This is a genomic window from Mesorhizobium sp. M0808, from assembly GCF_040320025.1.
Taxonomy (GTDB): Bacteria; Pseudomonadota; Alphaproteobacteria; order Rhizobiales; family Rhizobiaceae; genus Mesorhizobium.
In genome coordinates, this window is record NZ_JAMYOX010000015.1 from 115,134 (window position 1) to 135,242 (window position 20,109).

Genomic DNA, 20,109 nt, shown 5'->3' on the forward strand with positions numbered 1-20,109 from the left:
GTTCATCATGATCGATGGGGCCGGCAGCGTCCCGGTCGAGTGCGAGTATGAAGGGTTCACGACGACTGCCGTTGTGACCGCCACATCGCACCTGACGCCGGCTTGCCCGGCCGGGGCCGATTATGCCGGCAGACGGATTTTCGCCTGGATCAACTGGATTTCGGCGTCTGCCGAGACGCTTTCGTCAGCGACGATCGGCGGTGTAGCCGCCACCATCCATACCCAGACAGATTTCACCGGTGCCGGCGCCCCGCGCCCGGAATTTGGCTTTGCGCTGATTTCAGCCATTGTGCCGACCGGTGCCGCGGTGGACATTGCCACGACCTTTTCCGGCGATGTCGATAGGCCGGATATCTTCACCTACCGGGTGATCAACCTTGTGTCGGATGTGGCGAGCGACAGCCAGATCAATGGTGGCGCTGGCGCGTCGGATTCCCTCAATGCCGATTGCGACGTGGTGGCGTCCGGCGTCGTGTTCTTCGCCATGACGGCGGCTTGGAACCCGCGCACCTGCAATATCACCGGCACATCGCAAGACTTCGAGCAGGCCGTTCGTGGCGTCAATCGCATGGCCTCCGGCGGCTTCTACCTGCCACTGGCCGACGAAACGCCACGCCTGTTCAATTCGCAACTGACCCCGCCACCCGGCGGCTCGCACAGTCACGCCAATATCGTCGCTGCCTTCCGTTAAAGGAGATCAACATGGCACCGCAGAACGCCTCCGGCTTCATGGGATTGGGTTCGGCCGCACCGACACCAGTTGCCGTACCAACGCCGGTCGCCGCACAGACGCCGGTCACGACGACCGTCGCGCCAGCTGCGACGACCTTGCCTGCGGTGGCGACACCAAATGCCGGCTATCATCGTGGCACACCGCAAATGAACCAGCGCGGCACCGGCTATGTCGGCTCGGGACAAAGAGACCCGCAGCTCATATCCAGGCTTTTCCCCGGTAGCCAGCAGCCGGCAACACCGGCCACGACGACGCCAGCACCGGCGACGCCGCCTGTCACGACGCCTCCCGTGACCACGCTCCCGGCACCGGCAACACCGACCACAAGGCTGGCCAGTGTCTTCCAGATGCCAGGCATGCCGGCAGCACCAGAGCACGCCGTCATGCCGAAGGCGCCGCCGCGCGTCTGCTACGCCAAGGGCACCGAAGTACGCATGGCCGACGGCTCTTGGAAGCCGGTCGAGACCATTCAACTGTTCGAGCAGGTCATGCTCGGCGGCACCGTGATCGGCCGCGGCGAAGCCCTCTCCGACAATGCCTTCCGCTACAAGGGCCAGATCGTCACCGGCAGCCATGCCGTGCTGGACGGCGACCGGTTCCGCCGCGTCGAAGAAACCATCGACGCCGAGCCGTTCGACCTTGGGCGGGACGGTCAAATCACCGTATATCCATTGATGACGGCCAATCATCTGATGGTGCTGCGCACCCACATCGCCGCCGACTTCGCCGAAACCGACGCTTCCGGCGACCAGCTTCCGGAGCAGCGCCTCGAGGAAATCAATGCAGACGCAGACCGCCTCGGATGCCTCGCCTGGATCGTCGACGAAGGCTCGATCTTTGGCGATCGTCCCGTACCGGCAAGAGGTTCACTATCCGATTATCAAAGCCTGGTTGCAGGCGAGGGATGGAAACCGGTTCCTGCCGCCTGAGTGCCTGCCGCCGAGCGGCGTCGTCGTCCTTTGTGACGGCGCTCCTGCCGGCGCCAGCTTCGTCTACCTGCCCAATGCAGCGATCGCCTACATCGCCTTCACCTGCGTCAATCCGGCCCTGCCGGGCCGCGTCCGCATCGAGGCGGCGCGGCGCGCCATCGAAGGGGTGATCACCATCGCCGAGGGCTTTCTCGGCGGGCGCGGCTTCATCGAGATGCCGACCCACTACCGCAGCCTGCACAATATCGCGCTCGATCTCGGCTTTGCCGATGGCGGCAAAGTCCACACCGCCTTTCGCCTGGTCGGCGACGGCATCGACCCCGACATGCTCAAATAGGAGACAATTCCCATGAACATGCCTTACCAGCCAGGCCAGCCAGGCGGCGGTATGCCACAGCCGGCAGCGGCTCCCCAGCCGACCGCACCGCAACAGCCGCAGGCACCGCAGCCCGGTGCGGCTCCCGCTGCCGCCAACGGCCTGCCGCCGGAATTGCAGCGCAACATCGACCCGAAGAACCCGGTCCAGGCGCTGCTCCTCAAGCGGCTCGACGCACTGTCGGACGAAGAGCAGGAAGCGCTGCTCGGCGGCGTCGATGAGGGTGCGGCGCAGGCGCTGAAAAAGCTCCTGCCCGAGGTCGGCTTCGTCATCGACTACATGATGCAGCAGGCCGGCGGCGGCGGCGATCAGGGCGGCATGGACGACGGTGGCGAAGAGCAGGGCGCCGCCGAGCAGCCATACGCACCGCAGCAGCCCCAAGGCATGGGCGGCGGCGTGGGCGGCGGCATGGCGCGTACGCGCCTCGCTGGCGTCTAGACGAAGAGCAGGGGGGCAAGAAAATGCTGGGCGAAATCATCGGCGGGCTTGCTTCGGGGCTTGGCGCAATGGTCGGCGCTGATGCGAACGCCGACGCGGCGAACGCTTCGAATGCCATGACCTATGAAGGCATGCGGATTTCGACGGACGCGATCAACAAGTACATTGACGCGCTCTATTCTGGTCTCGACATGCAATCGGCGGCGATCCAGTCCGGCTATTCGGCAGTCGTCGGCTCGATCGAGGAAGGCAGCCACGCCGCCCAGGCCACGCTCGGTCAGATGCGCGACGAGGCCGAGCCCGGTATGCGGTTCCTGCGCAACGTCGTCGCCAACCCTATGAAACTGACGTCAGACCAGAAGTATCAGCTCGACGAATCGCGCCGCATCAATGCCCAGAACATCCGCTCGTCGGGCTTTGCCGGTTCCGGCCGCACCGCGGCTGCGATGATGGGGAAGGTCGAGAACGACCAGGTCAATTCGATGCTGGAAAAGAACCGTGCCGCAGCGATGAACGCAGCGGGTGGGCTGGCCGACAGCTACGACACCTCCATGCGCGGCATTTCCGGCCTGCAGTCGACAGAAGGTACGCAAAAGGCGCAGGCCGCCGATACCGCGTCTGGCCGCGCAGGCGGCATGTACGACAACTACTACGACAGGCTCGGCAGTGCCTACACCTCGATCGGCAAGACGCAGGCTTCCGGCATGGAGAGCATGGGCAACACGACTGCCAATGCGATGACAGCGAACGGCAATCTGATGGGCTCGGCCATTGGCGATATCGGCTCGGCGATTGCTTCAGGTGCTCGGTCGAGCACCTATGCCGACCGCATGGCCAAATACAACACCTGAGAGGCGCGACCATGTCAGACATCCAGTTCATCCGCGACAATCCGGCGACCGCAGCGTTCCAGCGCGGCCAGCAGGTCTATCAGGATCTGCTCACGACCGATATCGCCAATGATGGCCGGATGCAGCAGAACGCCGAGCAGGCCGCCGGCATGCCGTCGCGGCTGCGGGCACTTGAGGCCAGCGCCGGCCTAGACCAGACGCGCGCCGACGTGGCAGCGCAGACCGCACCTTATGACGTCGCCGTGGCGCGCGAGAACGCCGCGCAAGCCCCGATCAAGACCGGCGATGCCGCGCTTTCCGCCTCTGAAAATCAGGCAACCTCAGCCGACCGCATTGCGCAGACCAAGCAGAACACAAGGCTTGGCGAGGTCAAGGTCGACAATGCCGCGCTCGACGGCACCTACAAGGTGATCGATCTGCTCGACCAGGGCGACGTGGTGACGGCGCGTGCCGTGGCCAAGCAGCTCGGCGTCGACCTCCCAGACCAGATCGTCAACAACAGGCTGGTGATCAAGCAGTTGAAGGCGCTCTCCGAGCAGGCGAAGACGCAGTATCCGAACTCGCCGAAGCGCCAGCAGCAGTTCATGACCGAGGCGGTCAAGGGCCTGACCAGCGGCGCCGGAGCAGGCCAGAACCGTGCCGACCCGACCTATCCGTTCAAGGTCGACAATGCGCCGGAACCGGACATGGATGCAGCGACCGGCCGCGCCGGCAGGCCGCTTCAGTTCCAGGTCGTGCAGGATGCCGCGAAGGCGCTGGGCTATTCCGACGAGGACGCCTTCGCCATTGCATCGGGCCGCAAGCCGCCGACCGACATCGACCTGATGAACCTGGCACGGCAGTTGACCTCGATGGAGATGCCATCGAGCGATTTCCGCACATCGCCGGAGGATCGCCGCCAGCGCTATCAGGCGATACTTGCCGACTTGAAGTCGGGCCAGCAGCGGCCACAGGCCGGCGCCGATCCGTCGCAGCCGGCGCAGACCGCAGCGCCAGCGCAACCCGGTGCACAACCGGCAGCGATCAAGGGGCAGGGAACCCAGCAGGCGCCCTATGAGGCGGTGACGCAGCAGGATGTCGACTGGTTCAAGACCAGCGCGCCAGCCGGCTCGGTGATCATGATTGACGGGCAGCTTTACACCAAATGACCCTCGATACAGGCGGCCTGAAGAAACTCGACACCACGGGCTTGCGCCCGGCTGTGGCGCCATCCGGTCTCAACGTCGAAGGCTTGAAGAAGCTCGACACGACCGGGCTGACCGCAATGCCGGCGATCGGTCGGGCCGATCCCATGTCGGAAGACAGGTCGGTGCCGTTCGGCTCGCTGGCGCGCGGCTTCAACCGCCTGCAGCAGGCCGGCACCATCCTGCAGCACGAAACCGGCATCATGTCCGACGAGGACACCGCCAAGGCGCTGGTCCGCGACGAAGCCGACATCGCTCGCTATCCGGCACCGCCTGCGGTGCAGGAGGGCATGAAGGAGATTTCGGAGGCCAAGAGCTGGGGCGGTGCAGCCTATGCCATTCTCAGCAATCCGCAGGCGGTCCTGTCGACCATCGGCGAAAGCCTGCCGCAATCGCTGGCGCCTCTGTCTGGCGGTATTGCTGGCGGTGCAGCTGGCGGTGCTGCCGGCTCGGTCGTTCCGATCGTCGGCAATGCCGTCGGCGCCACGGCCGGCACCATCGGCGGCACGTTCCTTGGTTCGTTTGCAGGCGAGTATTCCTCGACCATCATCGACACGATGCGCAACCACGGCGTCGATTTCAACGACGATGCTGCGGTAGCAGCCGCCTTCAAGGATCCGGCCATCATGGCGGACGCTCGGAATCACGCGCTCAAGCGCGGTATTCCGGTTGCGGCCTTCGACGCGATATCCTTCGGCATTGCCGGCAAGATCGGCAAGCCGGTCGCCGAGCTCGCCATGCAGGCCGGCACGGGTGCAGCCGGCGAGGCCAGCGCGCAGTATGTCGACAAGGGCGCGATCACCAATCCCGGCGATGTGCTCATGGAAGGCGCCGCCGAGGTTGTCTCTGGCGTGCCCGAGATCGTCGTCGGCAGGGCGCGCGAGGCCAAGCAAGGTCGCATCCATTCGGTCAACGGTGTGCCGGAAGGCGCCTTGCCAGCCGAGCAGGTGATCGGCGCCGATCCGGAATCGGATGCCGCCATCAACAGCCGCATCGACGACGCCTTCACCCGCGAGATGTCGCAGGAAGACATCAATGGCCGCGTCGACCAGGCATTCCCGCCCCAAGCGCCGCAGGCCGACATTGCCGGACGCATCGATCAGGCGTTCCAGCCGCAGCCCGGCCAGCCGGTGGCGCCGGCTCCGCTCGATGCCGGCGGCCTGACGCCCGTCATTCCGCCCGCGCAAAACGTACAAAACGTACAAGTTCCCGACGTTTCCCGTGAAACAAACGCGGAACAGGCGCCGCCCGTCGCCGATCCGAGCCTTATCCCTGTCACAGACCAGCCGAAGGGCATGGCCGCTCTCGTGCCGGAGGAGAAGAGTTTCACCATTGCTTCCGGCTCGGCCGACGTGGCGCATGTGCGCCCAGAAGTCCTCGACCGTTTCCAGCAGTTGCAGGATGCGTTCGGTGCGCAACTGCCGATCAATTCCGGCTTTCGCGATCCGGAGCGCAACGCAGCGGCCGGCGGCGCCAAGCGTTCGCAGCACATGGACGGCAATGCGCTCGACATCGACGTGCGCGGCATGCCGATCGCCGATCGCGTGCGCCTGATCGAAACCGCGTCGGCCGCTGGCTTCACCGGCATCGGCGTCTACAACAACGCCATTCACATCGACCTTGGCGCACGGCGCTATTGGGGTCCGAGCCACAGCGCCGAAAGCCTGCCAAGCTGGGCCGCCGACGTCATCGGTCGCCACATGGGCGGCCAGATCGCGCAGGCGCCGCATCGCCCAGGCAGCACGCCTATTTCCGAGATCATCCCCGGCGCCAACGACACACGGCCAAATCTCGATGCATTGCTTTCCGACAAGCGCAAGCTGTCCGAGATCGTCGCCGAGCGCAAAGCCATCGCGGATTTCGTGCCGACCGCGAAATGGCAGACCGTGCCGGATGGCGCGCCCATCGCAGGGCTTGAGACCAGGACCGAGAACGGCGTCACCATGGCGCGGTTCCAGCCGCCGGCCGGCACGCGCGAATCGCCGCTGGTGATCGAGCGGCCGGAAGACATTCACATCAACGCCGAGCAGACCGCCGCGCCGACGCCAGGGCAGGCCGAGGCCGGCAACTACCGCAAGCGTCATGTCGAATGGCAGGGCATGCCGATCGCCATCGAGACCGAGGCGGGGCAGGAGCGCACCGGCATCGACGGCAGCGGCAAGCCGTGGTCGGTCCAGATGCCGGCGCCCTACGGCTATCTCAAGCGCACCAACGGCGCCGACGGCGATGCGGTCGACGTCTATCTCGGCCATGAGAACACCGGCCATGTCTTCGTGGTCGACCAGATCGACCCGGCGACCGGAAAATTCGACGAGCACAAGGTGATGCTCGGCTACAACGAATTGCAGTCGGCGATGGACACCTATGACGCTGCATTCTCCGACGGCAGCGGCCCAAGGCGTGCCGGCGCCGTCACCGGCATGACCGTGGCGCAGTTCAAGCAATGGCTGAAGAACGGCGACCCGAAGAAGCCGGTTGCCTACAGCAAGCCGGCAGCGGCGCGCGGTGGCGGTGGCGTGGGCGCCACGCCCGACATCGTGCAGTTCCTCGCCGCAGCTGGCGGGCTGCAGGACTATCGCGGCGAGTTGCGGTCGCTCGACCTGCACAACGTCTTCGTGCCTGGCGCCGGCCGCCTCATGCGCTCCGGCGGCCTGACGCTCGATCAGGCGCGCGAGATGGCCGAAGAGGCGGGCTATCTCGGCCAGGCCGGACAGTATCAGGTCAGCAGCATCGCCGATCTTCTCAATGCCATTGAGGCCACTCGGCGCGGCCAGCGCATCTTTGCCCGCGCCGACCAGGCCAAGGGCGCCGGCATCGTCGCCGAGCAGAACACGGCGAAATCGCGCGAGGACGAGGTCAAGCGCGAACTCAAGCAGGTGCTCGCCGCAGTCGGTGCCAACCTGCATCCGGCCGAACTGGAAGAGGTTCATGCGCTCATTGCCGACGGCTGGTGGCCAGATGAGGCCGCCGCCGAGGTGATGGAACGCCATATGCTTGCCGCAGACGCCGAAACAGCGCATATTGCGCCGGCCAAGGACCAGACCGATGACGCACCATTTTTCGCCGAAGATGTCGCCGGACGAACGGACAGCGCTCGCCAAGACGCTGCGCCAGCGCGCCTTGACACAACCGGGCTTGTCCGCCACCGAGCGCAAAAACCTGCGCCGGCAAGCGTCGAACGCGGAAGCACTGAACCGGCTGGAGGTCAAAATCCAGAACCGGAAGTCGCAGCAGAGCCAGCCAAACCCGCAGTAGCCGAGCCTGTCGCCGTATCGACGCCGGTTGAACAGCCTGCGCCCGCCGCGCCGCAAGGCCCATCGTTTTACGCCGCTCTCTCACCCGAGCAGCGATCCAAATTTGATGCCGCCGTGCAGGCGAACAAAGACGTTGCGACGCTACTCGGCAGCAAAATTGACCAGTTGAAGGCCGCTGGTGACGGCGACCGCGCCAAGCGCCTAGACGGAAAACTGGCCGAAATCCTCGCCGCTATTGGTGTCGGAACGGAGGCATCTCGGACCTCTCCGGCTGCAATGCGATCGAGGCGCGCGCCAATCACGCCGGACATTGCCAAGCGCGCGATCAAGATACTCGATGAGGGCTTCGATTGGGATGCCGCCGTCGATGAAGCAAGGCGCCGCGCCGGAGGCGAGGCACCGCGCCCTGCGCCATCGGTGACCGAGGAATCGAACGCGGATTATGTTGAGCAGGTCAAAGCTGACCTGCCTGCGGGGTATAGATTCCATCGCGCAGGCATCGAAACAACGCTGTTCGGCCCAGACGGCAAGCGAATCGCGTTCACCGACGGGCAAAGCCATGGCATCATCGATTCGATGGTGGCTACCGCGCGTGAGAAAGCGAACGCGACAAAGGCAGAAGCGGCAAAGCGTGTTGCCGAACCAAAACCCATCGGCGAAGCTCCACCGATCCGCACGCCACGCTTTGATGATGGCAAGGCGGAAGAGCAGAAATTTGCGCCGCGGAACAATGAAGCCATCACCGAAACGCCTGCATTCAAGAATTGGTTCGGCGAGTCGAAGGTGGTTGACGCGCAGGGTAAGCCGCTGGTGGTTTATCATGGGACGCAGGCTAATTTTGAGGCTTTCGACCCGAAGCGAGCCGGCCGGCTTGATAGCGGCTTCCTTGGTGAGGGTGTCTATTTTAGCACCGATCCTGACACTGCTAACTATTACGCAAACAGCGGCGTCGATGAAGGGCAAAACATAATCCCGGCCTATCTGTCGATAAAAAATCCGTACATGTGGCAGAAGAAAACGCGAGGCGTTCGCGGCGTCGTTATGCAGGGCAGCAAGCTGCCAGATGATCTTCACGACGCCGTAATTGAGCGAACCGAATTTGCCTACGATGAAAATGCCGAATGGGACGCAGCGGCAGAACGCGATATGTCGCGCGCGTTGACTGAGGTTTTAAAAGAGCGCGGCTACGACGGAGTAATTGCTGACGTGGGTGGTGGCGAGTTGGAAATAGTCGCCTTCGAACCTACGCAGATCAAATCCGTCAACAATCGCGGCACGTTCGATCCGGCTGATGCGCGGATCAGCTACGCCATGCGCCAGGCGCAGCCGCGCGTCATCACCGAGCGGTTCAAGGCGGCCGACGGCGGCGAGTCGCGTTCGGAGATCCTGCTAGCCGACAGTTTCGCAGATGAAACAGATCGCATCGAGGGTGCGCTGCGCAAGGAACTTGACCGGCTTGGCCTGACCGATGTTGGCCTGCGCCTGGCGCAGTCGATCCGCTTCATTGTCGACGGCAAAGCCTTTCCCGCCGACGGCCGATATTTCCGGGGCCTGATCGACGTCGCTCTCGATGCGAAAAACCCGGCCAACGTGCTGCACCACGAAGCGCTGCACGCCCTGCGGCGAGCCGGTCTTTTCACCGAAGAGGAATGGCAGGCGCTCTCGAACACGTCCATGCGCGAGTGGATGGAGCGCTACAAGATCGCGGCACGGTATGCCGGCTTCCCCGATTGGGCGCAGATCGAAGAGGGCATCGCCCACGCCTATGCCGATTGGGCGACCGAGAAATTTAACGCCGGCGGGCTCATCGCGCGCGCATTCCGCAAGATCAGGAATTTCATCGAAGCGCTCGGCAACGCGCTGCGCGGTCTTGGCTTCAAGACGTCGAACGACATTTTCGCCAAGATCGGCTCCGGCGAGATCGGCAACCGGCCGCGCTCGGGCTCGACCGATACCGTTGCCTACGCGATCCCATCGATGGACGGCGACCTGTTCGCCAAGGAAGTCATAGAGACGATGGACGGGCCGCGCGAGCAGTTCGTCATTCCCGGCGCCGAGAAGATTTCCGACAAGGAGCGCGCCGAGCGCCTGATGCAGGGCCGGCAGCGGTCCGGCAAGCCGCAGCGCGACGCCTCCGGGCTGCCGCTGTTCGGCGACGAGAAGGACCAAGGCAGCCTGTTCAAGCTGCGTCGCGAGCCGCAAACCACCGAAGACCGCCAGCGCGTCGCCCAAGGTTTCATCGCGCGTGGGCAGCCGATCGACCGCGCCATGCGCCTGCCATTCCAGTTGTTCGGCGGCATCGACAAGCAGGGCCAGTGGAAGCCAGGGCTCTATCTCAGCGACAAGACGGCGAAGATGCTCACCTCGGCGACGTTCAACCCGGAAGGCCGCTTCTCATGGCTGAACGGGCCAATGGCGACGGCGCGCGCCGGCTTGGTCGACCGCTACGGCCTCGACCCGGCCTATATCGACCGCGAGCGCAAGCGCGCGCTCGACGAGCGCAGCATCATGATGGACGGTGTCGAGGTCCTCAAATCGTTGAATGAGCAGAACGTCGGCATTGAGGAGTCGAAGGTTCTGCAGGCGATCCTGACCGGTGAAAAGGTCAACGACGCCGACATGACTAAACTGGCCGAGCCTATCCGCATCGCCATCGACGAATTGGGGCAGGAGGCGGTATCGCTCGGGCTGCTCTCGCTCGAGAGTTTCGAACGCAACCGCGGCGCCTATCTCCATCGGGTTTATGCCAAGCATGAGATGGACGGCGGCATGATCGGCTATGTGTCGAAGCTGATGACCAGCCGCCGGCAGCGAATCGTCGGCGACCAGTTCAAGGGCAGGGGCATCTTCCTCGACGTCGACGCGCCGCGCCTGGTGCGCGACGATCCGGCATGGGCCAGTGCCGGCCGCGGCAAGCCGGTCAAGGGCGAGAAGTTCCGCATCCTTGACATGATGCAGCAGCAGGGCGACTTGCTCGAGCCGGACGCCAAGCCGCAGGCGGTGCAGCGCGTGTATCTGCCGGCCGACAAGCCGGTGCCGGAGAAATATGCCGGCTGGCGCGACAGCGGCATTTGGGAAATCCGCGCCGAGAACGGCGGCAAGTTCACGCTCTGGCGCGACTATTCGAAGGCCGAGCGGGCTTCGATGGGTGAAATTCTCGACGCCCGGTACACCATTGGCAAGACCTACCTGATGATGGCGCACGACCTTGCGACAGGCCGGTTCTTCAAGGATATCGCCGAAAACGAGGAATGGGTCTCCACCGCCCCGCCGGCGACGAAGTGGCTGAACTCGGAAGACTTCAGCCGCCGTGCCATCGACCAGGAAGTCGGCTGGGTCAAGGTGCCCGACACGACAATCGGCGAGACCGGTGGTACCAAGCGTTGGGGCGCGCTGGCCGGCAAGTATGTCCGCGCCGAAATCTGGCGCGACATCAACGAATTCACCATCATGAACAAGCCGACGTTCTGGCGCAAAGCCCTGACGCAGTGGAAGCTGAACAAGACCGCCCGCTCGCCGGTCGTGCACATGAACAATGTGATGTCGAACCTGATGTTCATGGACTTCGCCGACATCCGCATGCAGGATCTAGCCGCCGGCGTGAAGTCCTTCTATGCCAAGGATCAGCACTACCGCGAGGCGATAGAGAACGGCGCATTCGGCGGCGACATGATGACCCAGGAGGTTCGCGACAAGGTGCTGCGGCCGATCCTCGACGAGATTGCCAAAGCCGAATCGGACATCCCCGGGGTCGCCAGCAACGTTCGCACGCTGTCGCGAGTTGCCGACCGGCTGTGGGGTTGGGCCAAGACCGCCGACAGGTTCACCATCGAGGCCTACCGCATCGAGGACGAACTGTTTCGCATGGCGACATACATGCGCCGCCGGCAGGCCGGTGACGAACCTGCCCAGGCCGCCGACTTCGCCCGACAACAGTTCCTCGACTATGACATCCGGGCTCCTTGGGTGAACGCGGCGCGCAATTCGGTACTGCCTTTCATCTCCTACACCTATCGCGCCGTGCCGCTGATCGCCCGTGCGATGGCGACGCGGCCTTGGAAGCTGCCAAAGTACTTCCTGATCGCCTACGCTCTCAACGCCCTTGCCTATGGCTGGGATGACGACGGCGACGACGAGGAGCGCGAGCGCGCCAGTCTGCGGGATGAGGAGCAGGGTTTCACCTGGCTTGGCGTGCCGCGCATGATGCGGATGCCGTTCCGTGACGGCAACGGCATGCCGATGTTCCTCGATATTCGGCGCTGGATTCCGGCTGGCGACGTCTTCGACACCAATCAGGGTTCGGGTGCCCTGTCCATTCCGGCACCGATCCAGTTCGGCGGCCCGATGATGATGGCGGCCGAGCTCGCCCTCAACAAACAAGCCTTCACCGGCGACGAAATCACCAACGAACTCACAGACGGCTGGATGGACAAGGCCGGCAAGGTTGGCGATTACGCATGGAAAAGCTGGATGCCGTCGGCGGCGTGGGTGCCGGGGAGTTGGTACAACCAAAAGATCATCAACGCATACAGTGGCGCGACCGACAGCAAAGGCCGGGATTACGACATGCCGTCGGCTCTTGCTTCGTCCGTCGGCATCAAGGTCAAGGGCCAGGACGTCGAGGAAGGGCTGTTCTGGCACGGCTTCGACATGAAGAAGGTCGAGCAGGAGTTGCGGGCGCAGGCGCGCGCGCTTGGCCGCCAGCGCGAACGCAACCTGATCTCTCAAGCCGAGTTCGAACGGTCGATGTCCTCGATCATGACCAAGATGGACACGCTTGCCGAAAAGCGCGCCGAGCTCGGGCGGGCAGCCGGCGGCGGGGATGATGCGGGCGAAGGCAGCGAGGAGGACTAGATGTTATCTATCGAGTGCAAGCAAAAGCACCCCGCATAGATTGCTCAAAAAGGTTGTCCCATCGTTGGTGCCTTTCTGCGGGGTGTTCGGACATGTATTGACAGAAAACATCACGAAGTTGGTCTGGGTAAGGATTTAGCGGAAGACATATGTTGCTCGGTTTTGTGCTTTCGAACTTCAACAAATAGCCAGACAGATAGGCGCTCAAGCGCCAAGCGTTCGGTCCAGAGCAATATTCGAAGGCATCGTTTCCAGCGCGGTTGTCAGGGAGCGGCGGGTAACTGGTAGCGCAAATGCTTTTGTCCAAGATGCTTCGCATATCATCGCATGGATGATGTTGAAAAAACTCAGCATGCGACGGCAGGATGGATGACGCGAGCGCAAAACCGGCAAGCCAAGTGCGGCTCGATCTGTTCATTAGCGTTTCAACGCGGCAGCGATCCCGGCCTTGATGCCCTCCCTGAAGGGTGTCGAGCCGTATGGCGTGAATGGTTCGAAGGGGCAGAACGGCACGAAGGCTACATCGCCTTTGATCGTCTTATAGCCTTCCTCAAAGCCGTCGCAGAACTCGTCGGCCAAGGCCGGCGACGCTGTGAGCAGCAGCACGGCAAGTAGCAGTTTCCGCATTTCTTCCTCCCTACCAAAGCAGCCAGACCACGCCGCCGAGCAGCCCAACCGCAGGGCCGAGCTCGTGCGGCAGTTTCGCGAAGCCAGGCACATAGGCGGCAAGCCAGCGCTGCATCCTGTAGCCGGCAATGAGGCCGCCAGCGACGGCAAAGAAGGCGCCGGCAGTCTTTACCCACAGGCTCAAATCCGCGTCAGGAAGTACCGTTCCGATCATGGGCGGCACTCTGACGCCAAATCCACCAGCAGATCAACCGAATTGGAGAAGCAAAGATGCGGCTCGTCGACAATTGGCGCGCGGTGCTCAAGCACGCATGGAGCGTGCGGCTTCTGTTCGTCGCCGCCATCCTTTCCGGCCTCGAGGTAGCACTGCCGCTGCTCAATGGGCTGCTACCGATCCCACCACTCATCTTCGCCGCGCTGTCAGGCGTCTGCGTTTGCGGCGCCTTCATCGCAAGATTTGTCGTCCAGGAAAAAATATCAGGAGAGAAACAGTGACCCGTATGAAAAAAGGCGGCGCGCTCGCCGCATCGGTAATCGCCATGGTCTCGGGCTTCGAGGGCCTGCGCACCTACGCCTATCGTGATCCGGTCGGCATCCCGACGATCTGTTTCGGCGAGACGCGCGGCGTCAAAATGGGCGACCACGCCACGCCGGCCGAATGCAAGGATATGCTCGCCGTGCGACTGGTCGAGTTCGAGACCGGCATGACGCGCTGCCTGAAAAACCCGGCTGCGCTGCCGGACCAGCCTTATGCCGCGTTCCTGTCCTTCACCTACAATGTCGGCGTCGGCGCCTTCTGCTCGTCGACGTTGGCGCGCAAGGTCAATGCCGGCGATGTCCGCGGTGGTTGCATGGAATTGCTGAAATGGGACAAGGCCGCCGGCATCCGGTTGCCGGGCCTGACCAAGCGGCGCCTGGCAGAAAACGCGCTCTGTCTGAGGGGGCTGTGATGCGCTGGCTCGCTACGGCGTCGGCCGTCGCTGTTGGCCTTGTTCTCGGCTTAGCGGCTCTTGCTGGCCTGGTTTGGTGGTGGCTGGCGCTATGAGTTACCTCAAGCTCGCCATCGCCGGTACCATCGCGCTGATCATCGTTGGGCTGTTCGGAGCAGCTGCGGTCTATCGCGGCAACGCAATCGCGGCGCAGGCCGCCGAGCGTCAGGCCAAGGCCGATCTTGCGGTTGCGGTAGGCGTCAATGCCGCCAACGACGAGACGATCGGGCGCATGAAGGCGCTCGCCGACGCCAAGGACAAACTGCTCGCCGAGATCGCCGGGCAGATCGCCACCATCAACGAAAACGTCGCCGACAACACGGCTGCAGTGCAGGGGTTAAAAGATGCGAACGAAGATGTGCGCGCCTATCTTGCTGGCGCTGTTCCTCCCAATCTCGGCCTGCAGCTTAACAAGTAAGCCGTCGGTCCTGGTGCAAAAGTCCGTCGTGAAGGAACGTGTTCCTGCGGCGCTCGTGAAGCCGTGTCCGAAGAAGCAGCGCAAGCCGCTCGTGACGACGGGCGATATCGTCAACCGGCTCATCTACACCGAAGGGGCGCTGGCGACGTGCTCGGCCCAGGTCGATGGCATTCGCAAATGGGATGGACAGTAGATGCCGTTATCCGGTCCCAAGAGCCTCGAAATGATGGTCGGCGCCCTCATGCAGGCCGTGCAGGATATTCAGCGCGAAGTTACTGAAATCCGCCGCGACATCAAGGATTCGGACGCAAGAGCGGCGCTGTCCTATGAGCAATCCGAACAGCGCGCCGCCGCCAGTCGGTCGAAGATGTACGCCAAGACCGATGAGTTGGCCGGCAGGTTCACCAAGACGGAGAGTGCCGTCGCGGCGCTTTCCGATGACATGACCGAGGTCAAAGCTGTCACCGCGGAAGTAACCAGGTGGAAGCTCATGGGACTCGGTGCGCTTGGCGTCACCGGCATGGCTGCCGCTGCGGTGGCGTCGCTGATCACCGCCTATTGGACTGATATCTGGCGCGTCCTGCGCGGCGGCTGATTTTCATCGCATTCGCCGGCTCGACCGGCACGGAATCCGCATCGCGGATAGGCGGCGCTGTGCCGTCGTTTCAATGGAAAGGAAAATCCAATGAAGCCTACAATCGGAAGGATCGTCCACTATCGTGTCTCTGGACAGGACGCCATCGCGATCAACCAGAGGCGGAAGGATGCGAGGGAAAAACTGCCCTGGCATCACGCCCTCCGCTCCGGCGCCCAGGTCCACGTTGGCAACGACGTCAAGGAAGGCGACGTTTATCCGTTGATCATCACACGCGTCTGGGGCGATTCGGATACGGCGGCGTTCAACGGCCAGTTGATGCTCGACGGCAACGATCTTTACTGGGTCACGTCGACCTCGATCGGCGACAAGATGCGCGAGTGCTTTTGGCCGCCGCGCGATGAGCCAAAGGTGGTTGCCGCGGTAGCCGCATAGACCCTCCAATCCAGTCGCAAAAATTAACATGGCCCGTCGCGCCGAAAGGTGCGGCGGGCTTTTTGCGTTCACCCGCCCCGTTCGGTTTTAGACCAGGGCCGATGATCCTGCGGCCGGGCTCGCGGCCTATCGACACCAGATAGGCGTCGAATTCGTCATAGTGGCCAAGTTGGTCCTTGAAGCAGTATTCAACAGCTCCGTCCGCATAAGTGACAGTTCTGGTGATATTGGCACCGCCGATCCAACGCTTGAGATTTCCACGGTGATGGAACCATTCTGCCCTGTGGTGGAAGTCTTCGGCCAAATCGTGGATTTGGAGTTCTAGGCGCTCATCGCCATCAAGGGTTGCAAGAAGCCGCTGCTTATACGGACAGCCTACTTGTAGGTCGTTGAGGCGCGTGCGGATGCCATTCGTGTATCCGATCTTCACGTATGGCCCGGCCTCTAAGAAGTAGATCATTCGGCAATCCTCATTCAGAACCAAAATAGAACAGGCTGTGCCAATTTTGCGTCACAGTGTGGCGCGCAAGCCTGCGTGACTGTGCATGGAAGGTTCCGGAAAGGCTGGCGGAAAGCCTTGGAAACTGGTGGGCGATGCAGGGATTGAACCTGCGACCCCACCCGTGTGAAGGGTGTGCTCTCCCGCTGAGCTAATCGCCCGCTCGTTGCCCGAAGGCCAAGCGCGCCGCGATATAAGGGAGGCCGGCCTGCTAAGTCAACCACTTGTCGGTCGGCATTTGGCGGTCCGCCCGATGGGCAGCTTTCAGCCTTCTGCCGCGGCCATCAGCCCTTGTACCAGATCGAGCGTCAGCGAATCGAAATGCGAGATGACCGCCGACGGTTCGAACTCTCGCACATGACGGTCGGTGTAGCCGAAATCGACTGCCACCACCGGAATGCCGGCGGCCTTTGCCGTGTCGATGTCGGTCTGCGAATCACCGACCATCAGTGCACGGTGCGGGTCGCCACCGGCGCGCGCGATGGTCTGCGTGAGATGGCGCGGGTCGGGCTTGCGGAACGGAAAACTATCCTGACCGCAGATCGCCGCGAAATGCCTGGTCATACCGAGCGCCTCGATCAGCGCCACCGAATTGGCCTCGTATTTATTGGTGCAGATGGCCAGCAGGTAACCGGCTGCCTCGAACCGTGCGATCGCCTCGGGGACGCCGGGGTAGGGGCGCGATTTGCCGGGGATGTTAACGGTGTAATGGTCCAGAAACAGCTTGAGCAGGCGGTCGTGCTCCTCGACTGCCAGCGACCTGTGTTGCGCTGCGTGAGCGCGCTCGATCATCACCCGGCCGCCATGGCCGACGAAGCGCTTGAAGCCGGCTTCGTCGACGGCAGCGAGCTGGCTGGCGGCAAGGCTGTGGTTGAGACTGTCGAGCAGGTCCGGCGCCGTGTCGATCAGAGTCCCGTCGAGGTCGAACACGATGATCGGTCGGGTCATGGCCTGTCCTGTGACGATTTGATTGCCGGCAGGCGATAACCGCTGCGGCCCGTTCAGGCAAGCCGGCTTATCCACCGCGGGCAAGGTCCTTTGACCAGCCCGGCAAAAATGCTACGAGCGCCGAAACAAATCGCGGGACCCGGCATGGATGCGAGGCAATTGAAGGTTGAGGCCGCGCGGGCAGCGCTTGCCCATGTCACGGATGGCATGCGGCTCGGCATCGGCACCGGCACGACGGCGGATGAGTTCGTGCGGCTGCTCGCCGACAAGGTCGCCACCGGCCTGACTGTCATCGGCGTTCCGACCTCGGAGCGCACCGCCGTCCTTTGCACCGAGCTTGGTGTGCCGCTGTCCACCCTCGAGGAAACCCCCGAGCTCGATCTCACCATCGACGGCGCCGACGAGATCGATCCGGCGCTGACATTGGTCAAGGGCGGCGGCGGCGCGCTGCTGCGCGAAAAGATCGTCGCGGCGGCCTCCGCCCGCATGATCGTCATCGCCGACAGCTCCAAGATGGTCGAGATGATCGGCCGTTTTCCGCTGCCCATCGAAGTCAACCGGTTTGGCCTGCGCGCCACCGAAATTGCGGTCGGCGCGGCGGCCGCAAACCTTGGCCTTTCCGGCCCTGTTACATTGAGGATGACGGGGAGCCAGCCATTTGTTACAGACGGCGGCCATTTTATCCTCGATGCATCTTTTGGCCGCATTCCGGATACAAGAGCGCTTTCGAATGCTCTCCACGCCATTCCGGGCGTGGTCGAGCATGGTCTTTTCATCGGGCTGGCATCAACGGCCATCATAGCCGGCGGCGACGGCATCCAAACCGTCCATGCCGCCCGAAAATCAGGGAGTTTTACCGATCATGATGTTGCATAACCGGGTTGGCCGCTTTTTTGCCATTCTGGCGGCCTCGGCCGTTTTCGCGTTTTCGTCGCCTGCGTCTTCGCAGGACGTCACCGATGCGCATTTGAAGGCGGCGCGCGCCGCCGTTGCGGCGATCCATGCGACGGATACGTTCGACAGCATCCTGCCGCAAGCGGCCGCGGCACTGGAGCAGCAGCTGATCCAGAAGAACCCGGACATGCAGGAACTGATCGCCAAGACGATCAACGAGAAGGCGATGGCCTTGGCATCGCGCCGCGCCGACCTGGAAAAGGAAGCGGCGCTCGCCTATGCAAAGGTGTTCTCGGAAAAGGAACTCAATGAAATCGCCGCCTTCTACAATTCCGATTCCGGCAAGAAGCTGCTCGACAACGGCCCGATCGTGACGCGCGAACTGGTGAAGGCTGCCGAGATCTGGCAGAACGGCCTGGCTCGCGATCTCGCCCAGCAGGTCGGCGAGACCCTGGGTGCAGCGGCGAATGCCAAGGCGCCGGCTGCACCTGCCGACGGTACCGCTCCGGCCGATGGCGCAGCTCCCGCGGACGCTACACCGAATTGATTGCGGACTTCCGAGCCGCCTGACCGCCACTGGACCAAAAGCCCGGCAAATCCGGGCTTTTCTTTTGATAGTCGGCAGCCTACCTGTCTCGGGGTTTGAGGGGCAAGGAGTTCAGCCATGGCCGGTTACGACTACGATCTTTTCGTCATCGGCGGCGGCTCCGGCGGGGTGAGGGCGGCGCGCGTCGCGGCCGCACTCGGCAAGCGTGTCGGCATTGCCGAGGAATATCGCTATGGCGGCACATGCGTGATCCGTGGCTGCGTGCCGAAGAAGCTCTATGTCTACGCCTCGCAATTCCCCGAGCATTTCGCCGATGCCGCCGGTTATGGCTGGACGGTGCCTGAGGCGCGTTTCGACTGGCAGACGCTGGTCGCCAACAAGGACCGCGAAATCAGCCGGCTGGAGGCCATCTACCAGAACAATGTGCAGGGCGCCGGCGGCGAGGTCTTTCATTCGCGCGCCACCCTGGTCGATCGGCATGTGGTGCATCTTCTTGGTGAGGATCGCACCGTTACCGCCGACCAGATCCTGATCGCTACCGGCGGGCGACCGGCGCCGCATCCGGCATTGCCCGGCCATGAGCACTGCATCTTTTCCAACGAGGCCTTCGACCTCAAGGAACTGCCGAAGGCAATCATGATCGAGGGCGGCGGCTATATCGCCGTCGAATTCGCCAACATCTTTCACGGCCTCGGCGTCGACGCGACGCTGGTCTACCGCGGCAAGGAGATCCTCAGCCGTTTCGACATGGACCTCAGACGCATGCTGCACGACACGATGGAAAAGAAAGGGATAAAAATCCTCTGCCACGCCGTGTCCGAGTGGGTCAGGAAGCGGCCTGACGGCCGGCTCGACGCGCTTGTCACCGGCGGCACGGTGCTGACGGTCGACCAGGTCATGCTCGCCATCGGCCGCATTCCCAATACCGAGAACATGGGCCTGGAAGGCGTTGGCATCGAGATGACCAAAACCGGGGCAATCCACGTCGACGAATACTCCCGCACGAACATCGACAACATCTGGGCAATCGGTGACGTCACCCATCGCGTGCAATTGACGCCGGTGGCAATCCACGAGGCGATGTGCTTCGTCGAGACCGCCTTCAAGGACAAGCCGACGGCGCCCGACCATGACACGATCGCTACCGCAGTCTTTTCGCAGCCCGAGATCGGTACGGTCGGCCTGTCGGAGGATGAGGCGGCAAAGCGCTTTTCGGATGTTGAAATCTACCGCGCCACCTTCCGGCCGATGCGGCACACACTTTCCGGCCGCGACGAAAAGATGCTGATAAAGCTGGTCGTCGACGGCGCCTCGAAAAAGGTCCTCGGCGCCCACATCCTCGGGCCGGATGCCGGCGAAATGGCGCAGCTTCTCGGCATACCGCTGAAGGCCGGCCTGACCAAGGATGATTTCGATCGCACCATGGCGGTGCATCCGACTGCCGCGGAAGAACTCGTCACCATGTACAAGCCGACTTACCGGGTGAGAGATGGTGAGCGCGTCTGACGCGACGACAACCCATCGCGGCAACGAAATTG

Annotated in this window: 21 protein-coding genes and 1 tRNA gene; 16 read left to right on the forward strand and 6 right to left on the reverse strand. The window is 63.1% G+C overall.

Annotated elements, in window-relative coordinates; all coding sequences use genetic code 11:
* Positions 1-7 precede the first annotated feature (7 nt).
* Genes NKI25_RS18775 through NKI25_RS18805 form a run of 7 tightly spaced genes read left to right on the forward strand, consistent with a single transcriptional unit; the run spans position 8 to position 12,619 of the window.
* Positions 8-691, forward strand: coding sequence for a hypothetical protein (locus tag NKI25_RS18775; RefSeq protein WP_352998996.1), 684 nt, complete (start codon positions 8-10; stop codon positions 689-691).
* 11 nt (positions 692-702) lie between these two features.
* On the forward strand, positions 703-1,662 hold the full coding sequence (locus tag NKI25_RS18780; protein WP_352998998.1) for a hypothetical protein: 960 nt from the start codon (positions 703-705) through the stop codon (positions 1,660-1,662).
* Positions 1,625-1,999 carry a hypothetical protein gene (locus tag NKI25_RS18785; RefSeq protein ID WP_352999000.1) on the forward strand — a complete coding sequence of 125 codons (375 nt, stop codon included), beginning with the start codon at positions 1,625-1,627 and terminating at the stop codon, positions 1,997-1,999. The genes NKI25_RS18780 and NKI25_RS18785 overlap by 38 nt, the downstream gene beginning before the upstream one ends.
* Positions 2,000-2,011: 12 nt before the next feature.
* The gene (locus NKI25_RS18790; protein ID WP_352999002.1) at positions 2,012-2,476 is read left to right on the forward strand and encodes a hypothetical protein; all 465 of its coding nucleotides are present in this window, start codon (positions 2,012-2,014) and stop codon (positions 2,474-2,476) included.
* Positions 2,477-2,499: 23 nt separating this feature from the next.
* Positions 2,500-3,327 carry a hypothetical protein gene (locus NKI25_RS18795; protein ID WP_352999003.1) on the forward strand — a complete coding sequence of 276 codons (828 nt, stop codon included), beginning with the start codon at positions 2,500-2,502 and terminating at the stop codon, positions 3,325-3,327.
* An 11-nt stretch (positions 3,328-3,338) separates the two neighbouring features.
* Positions 3,339-4,475: a hypothetical protein gene (locus tag NKI25_RS18800; RefSeq protein WP_352999005.1), complete on the forward strand. Its 1,137-nt coding sequence runs from the start codon at positions 3,339-3,341 to the stop codon at positions 4,473-4,475.
* Entirely contained in the window at positions 4,472-12,619 is an 8,148-nt protein-coding gene (locus NKI25_RS18805; RefSeq protein ID WP_352999007.1) for a pyrophosphatase-like OB fold-containing protein, read from the forward strand. Before NKI25_RS18800 ends, NKI25_RS18805 begins: the two co-directional genes overlap by 4 nt.
* A 7-nt stretch (positions 12,620-12,626) precedes the next feature.
* Here the strand turns inward: NKI25_RS18805 and NKI25_RS18810 are convergent, their stop codons facing one another.
* The 3 genes from NKI25_RS18810 to NKI25_RS18820 are packed head-to-tail and all read right to left on the reverse strand — an operon-like array spanning position 12,627 to position 13,460.
* A complete protein-coding gene (locus NKI25_RS18810; protein WP_352999008.1) occupies positions 12,627-13,037 on the reverse strand; it encodes a Rap1a/Tai family immunity protein in 411 nt (136 codons plus the stop codon).
* Positions 13,037-13,246, reverse strand: coding sequence for a hypothetical protein (locus NKI25_RS18815; protein ID WP_352999010.1), 210 nt, complete (start codon positions 13,244-13,246; stop codon positions 13,037-13,039). Before NKI25_RS18815 ends, NKI25_RS18810 begins: the two co-directional genes overlap by 1 nt.
* Before the next feature lie 10 nt (positions 13,247-13,256).
* Positions 13,257-13,460, reverse strand: a complete 204-nt coding sequence (locus NKI25_RS18820; protein WP_352999012.1) for a hypothetical protein — start codon at positions 13,458-13,460, stop codon at positions 13,257-13,259.
* A gap of 56 nt (positions 13,461-13,516) precedes the next feature.
* Between NKI25_RS18820 and NKI25_RS18825 the strand changes: the two genes are divergently transcribed.
* The 6 genes from NKI25_RS18825 (at position 13,517) to NKI25_RS18850 (ending at position 15,683) form a co-directional block, all read left to right on the forward strand.
* Positions 13,517-13,741, forward strand: a complete 225-nt coding sequence (locus tag NKI25_RS18825; RefSeq protein WP_352999014.1) for a DUF7940 domain-containing protein — start codon at positions 13,517-13,519, stop codon at positions 13,739-13,741.
* A 5-nt stretch (positions 13,742-13,746) separates the two neighbouring features.
* Complete coding sequence (locus tag NKI25_RS18830) at positions 13,747-14,196, forward strand: lysozyme (RefSeq protein ID WP_352999041.1); 450 nt, start codon at positions 13,747-13,749, stop codon at positions 14,194-14,196.
* A 91-nt stretch (positions 14,197-14,287) separates the two neighbouring features.
* Positions 14,288-14,653: a hypothetical protein gene (locus tag NKI25_RS18835; protein WP_352999016.1), complete on the forward strand. Its 366-nt coding sequence runs from the start codon at positions 14,288-14,290 to the stop codon at positions 14,651-14,653.
* A gap of 28 nt (positions 14,654-14,681) precedes the next feature.
* Positions 14,682-14,846: an Rz1-like lysis system protein LysC gene (lysC, locus tag NKI25_RS18840; protein WP_352999017.1), complete on the forward strand. Its 165-nt coding sequence runs from the start codon at positions 14,682-14,684 to the stop codon at positions 14,844-14,846.
* Positions 14,847-15,248, forward strand: coding sequence for a DUF1515 family protein (locus NKI25_RS18845; RefSeq protein WP_352999019.1), 402 nt, complete (start codon positions 14,847-14,849; stop codon positions 15,246-15,248). It abuts the gene before it with no gap.
* Positions 15,249-15,338: 90 nt separating this feature from the next.
* The gene (locus NKI25_RS18850) at positions 15,339-15,683 is read left to right on the forward strand and encodes a hypothetical protein (protein WP_352999021.1); all 345 of its coding nucleotides are present in this window, start codon (positions 15,339-15,341) and stop codon (positions 15,681-15,683) included.
* Here NKI25_RS18850 and NKI25_RS18855 read toward each other — a convergent pair.
* The 3 genes from NKI25_RS18855 to NKI25_RS18865 form a co-directional block, all read right to left on the reverse strand.
* Complete coding sequence (locus NKI25_RS18855) at positions 15,595-16,143, reverse strand: GIY-YIG nuclease family protein (protein WP_352999023.1); 549 nt, start codon at positions 16,141-16,143, stop codon at positions 15,595-15,597. The genes NKI25_RS18850 and NKI25_RS18855 overlap by 89 nt on opposite strands.
* Before the next feature lie 125 nt (positions 16,144-16,268).
* Positions 16,269-16,343 (reverse strand) — tRNA-Val (locus tag NKI25_RS18860).
* Positions 16,344-16,446: 103 nt separating this feature from the next.
* The gene (locus NKI25_RS18865; protein WP_352471880.1) at positions 16,447-17,130 is read right to left on the reverse strand and encodes a phosphoglycolate phosphatase; all 684 of its coding nucleotides are present in this window, start codon (positions 17,128-17,130) and stop codon (positions 16,447-16,449) included.
* Positions 17,131-17,274: 144 nt separating this feature from the next.
* On the opposite strand from NKI25_RS18865, the gene rpiA reads away from it, so the two are divergent.
* The 3 genes from rpiA to gor all read left to right on the forward strand — a co-directional run bounded on the left by rpiA (position 17,275) and on the right by gor (position 20,077).
* Positions 17,275-18,006, forward strand: coding sequence for a ribose-5-phosphate isomerase RpiA (gene rpiA / locus NKI25_RS18870; protein ID WP_352456755.1), 732 nt, complete (start codon positions 17,275-17,277; stop codon positions 18,004-18,006).
* A complete protein-coding gene (locus tag NKI25_RS18875; protein ID WP_352568635.1) occupies positions 17,993-18,571 on the forward strand; it encodes a DUF2059 domain-containing protein in 579 nt (192 codons plus the stop codon). The genes rpiA and NKI25_RS18875 overlap by 14 nt, the downstream gene beginning before the upstream one ends.
* Positions 18,572-18,688: 117 nt before the next feature.
* Positions 18,689-20,077: a glutathione-disulfide reductase gene (gene gor / locus NKI25_RS18880; protein ID WP_352999024.1), complete on the forward strand. Its 1,389-nt coding sequence runs from the start codon at positions 18,689-18,691 to the stop codon at positions 20,075-20,077.
* The last annotated feature ends 32 nt before the right edge of the window (positions 20,078-20,109 follow it).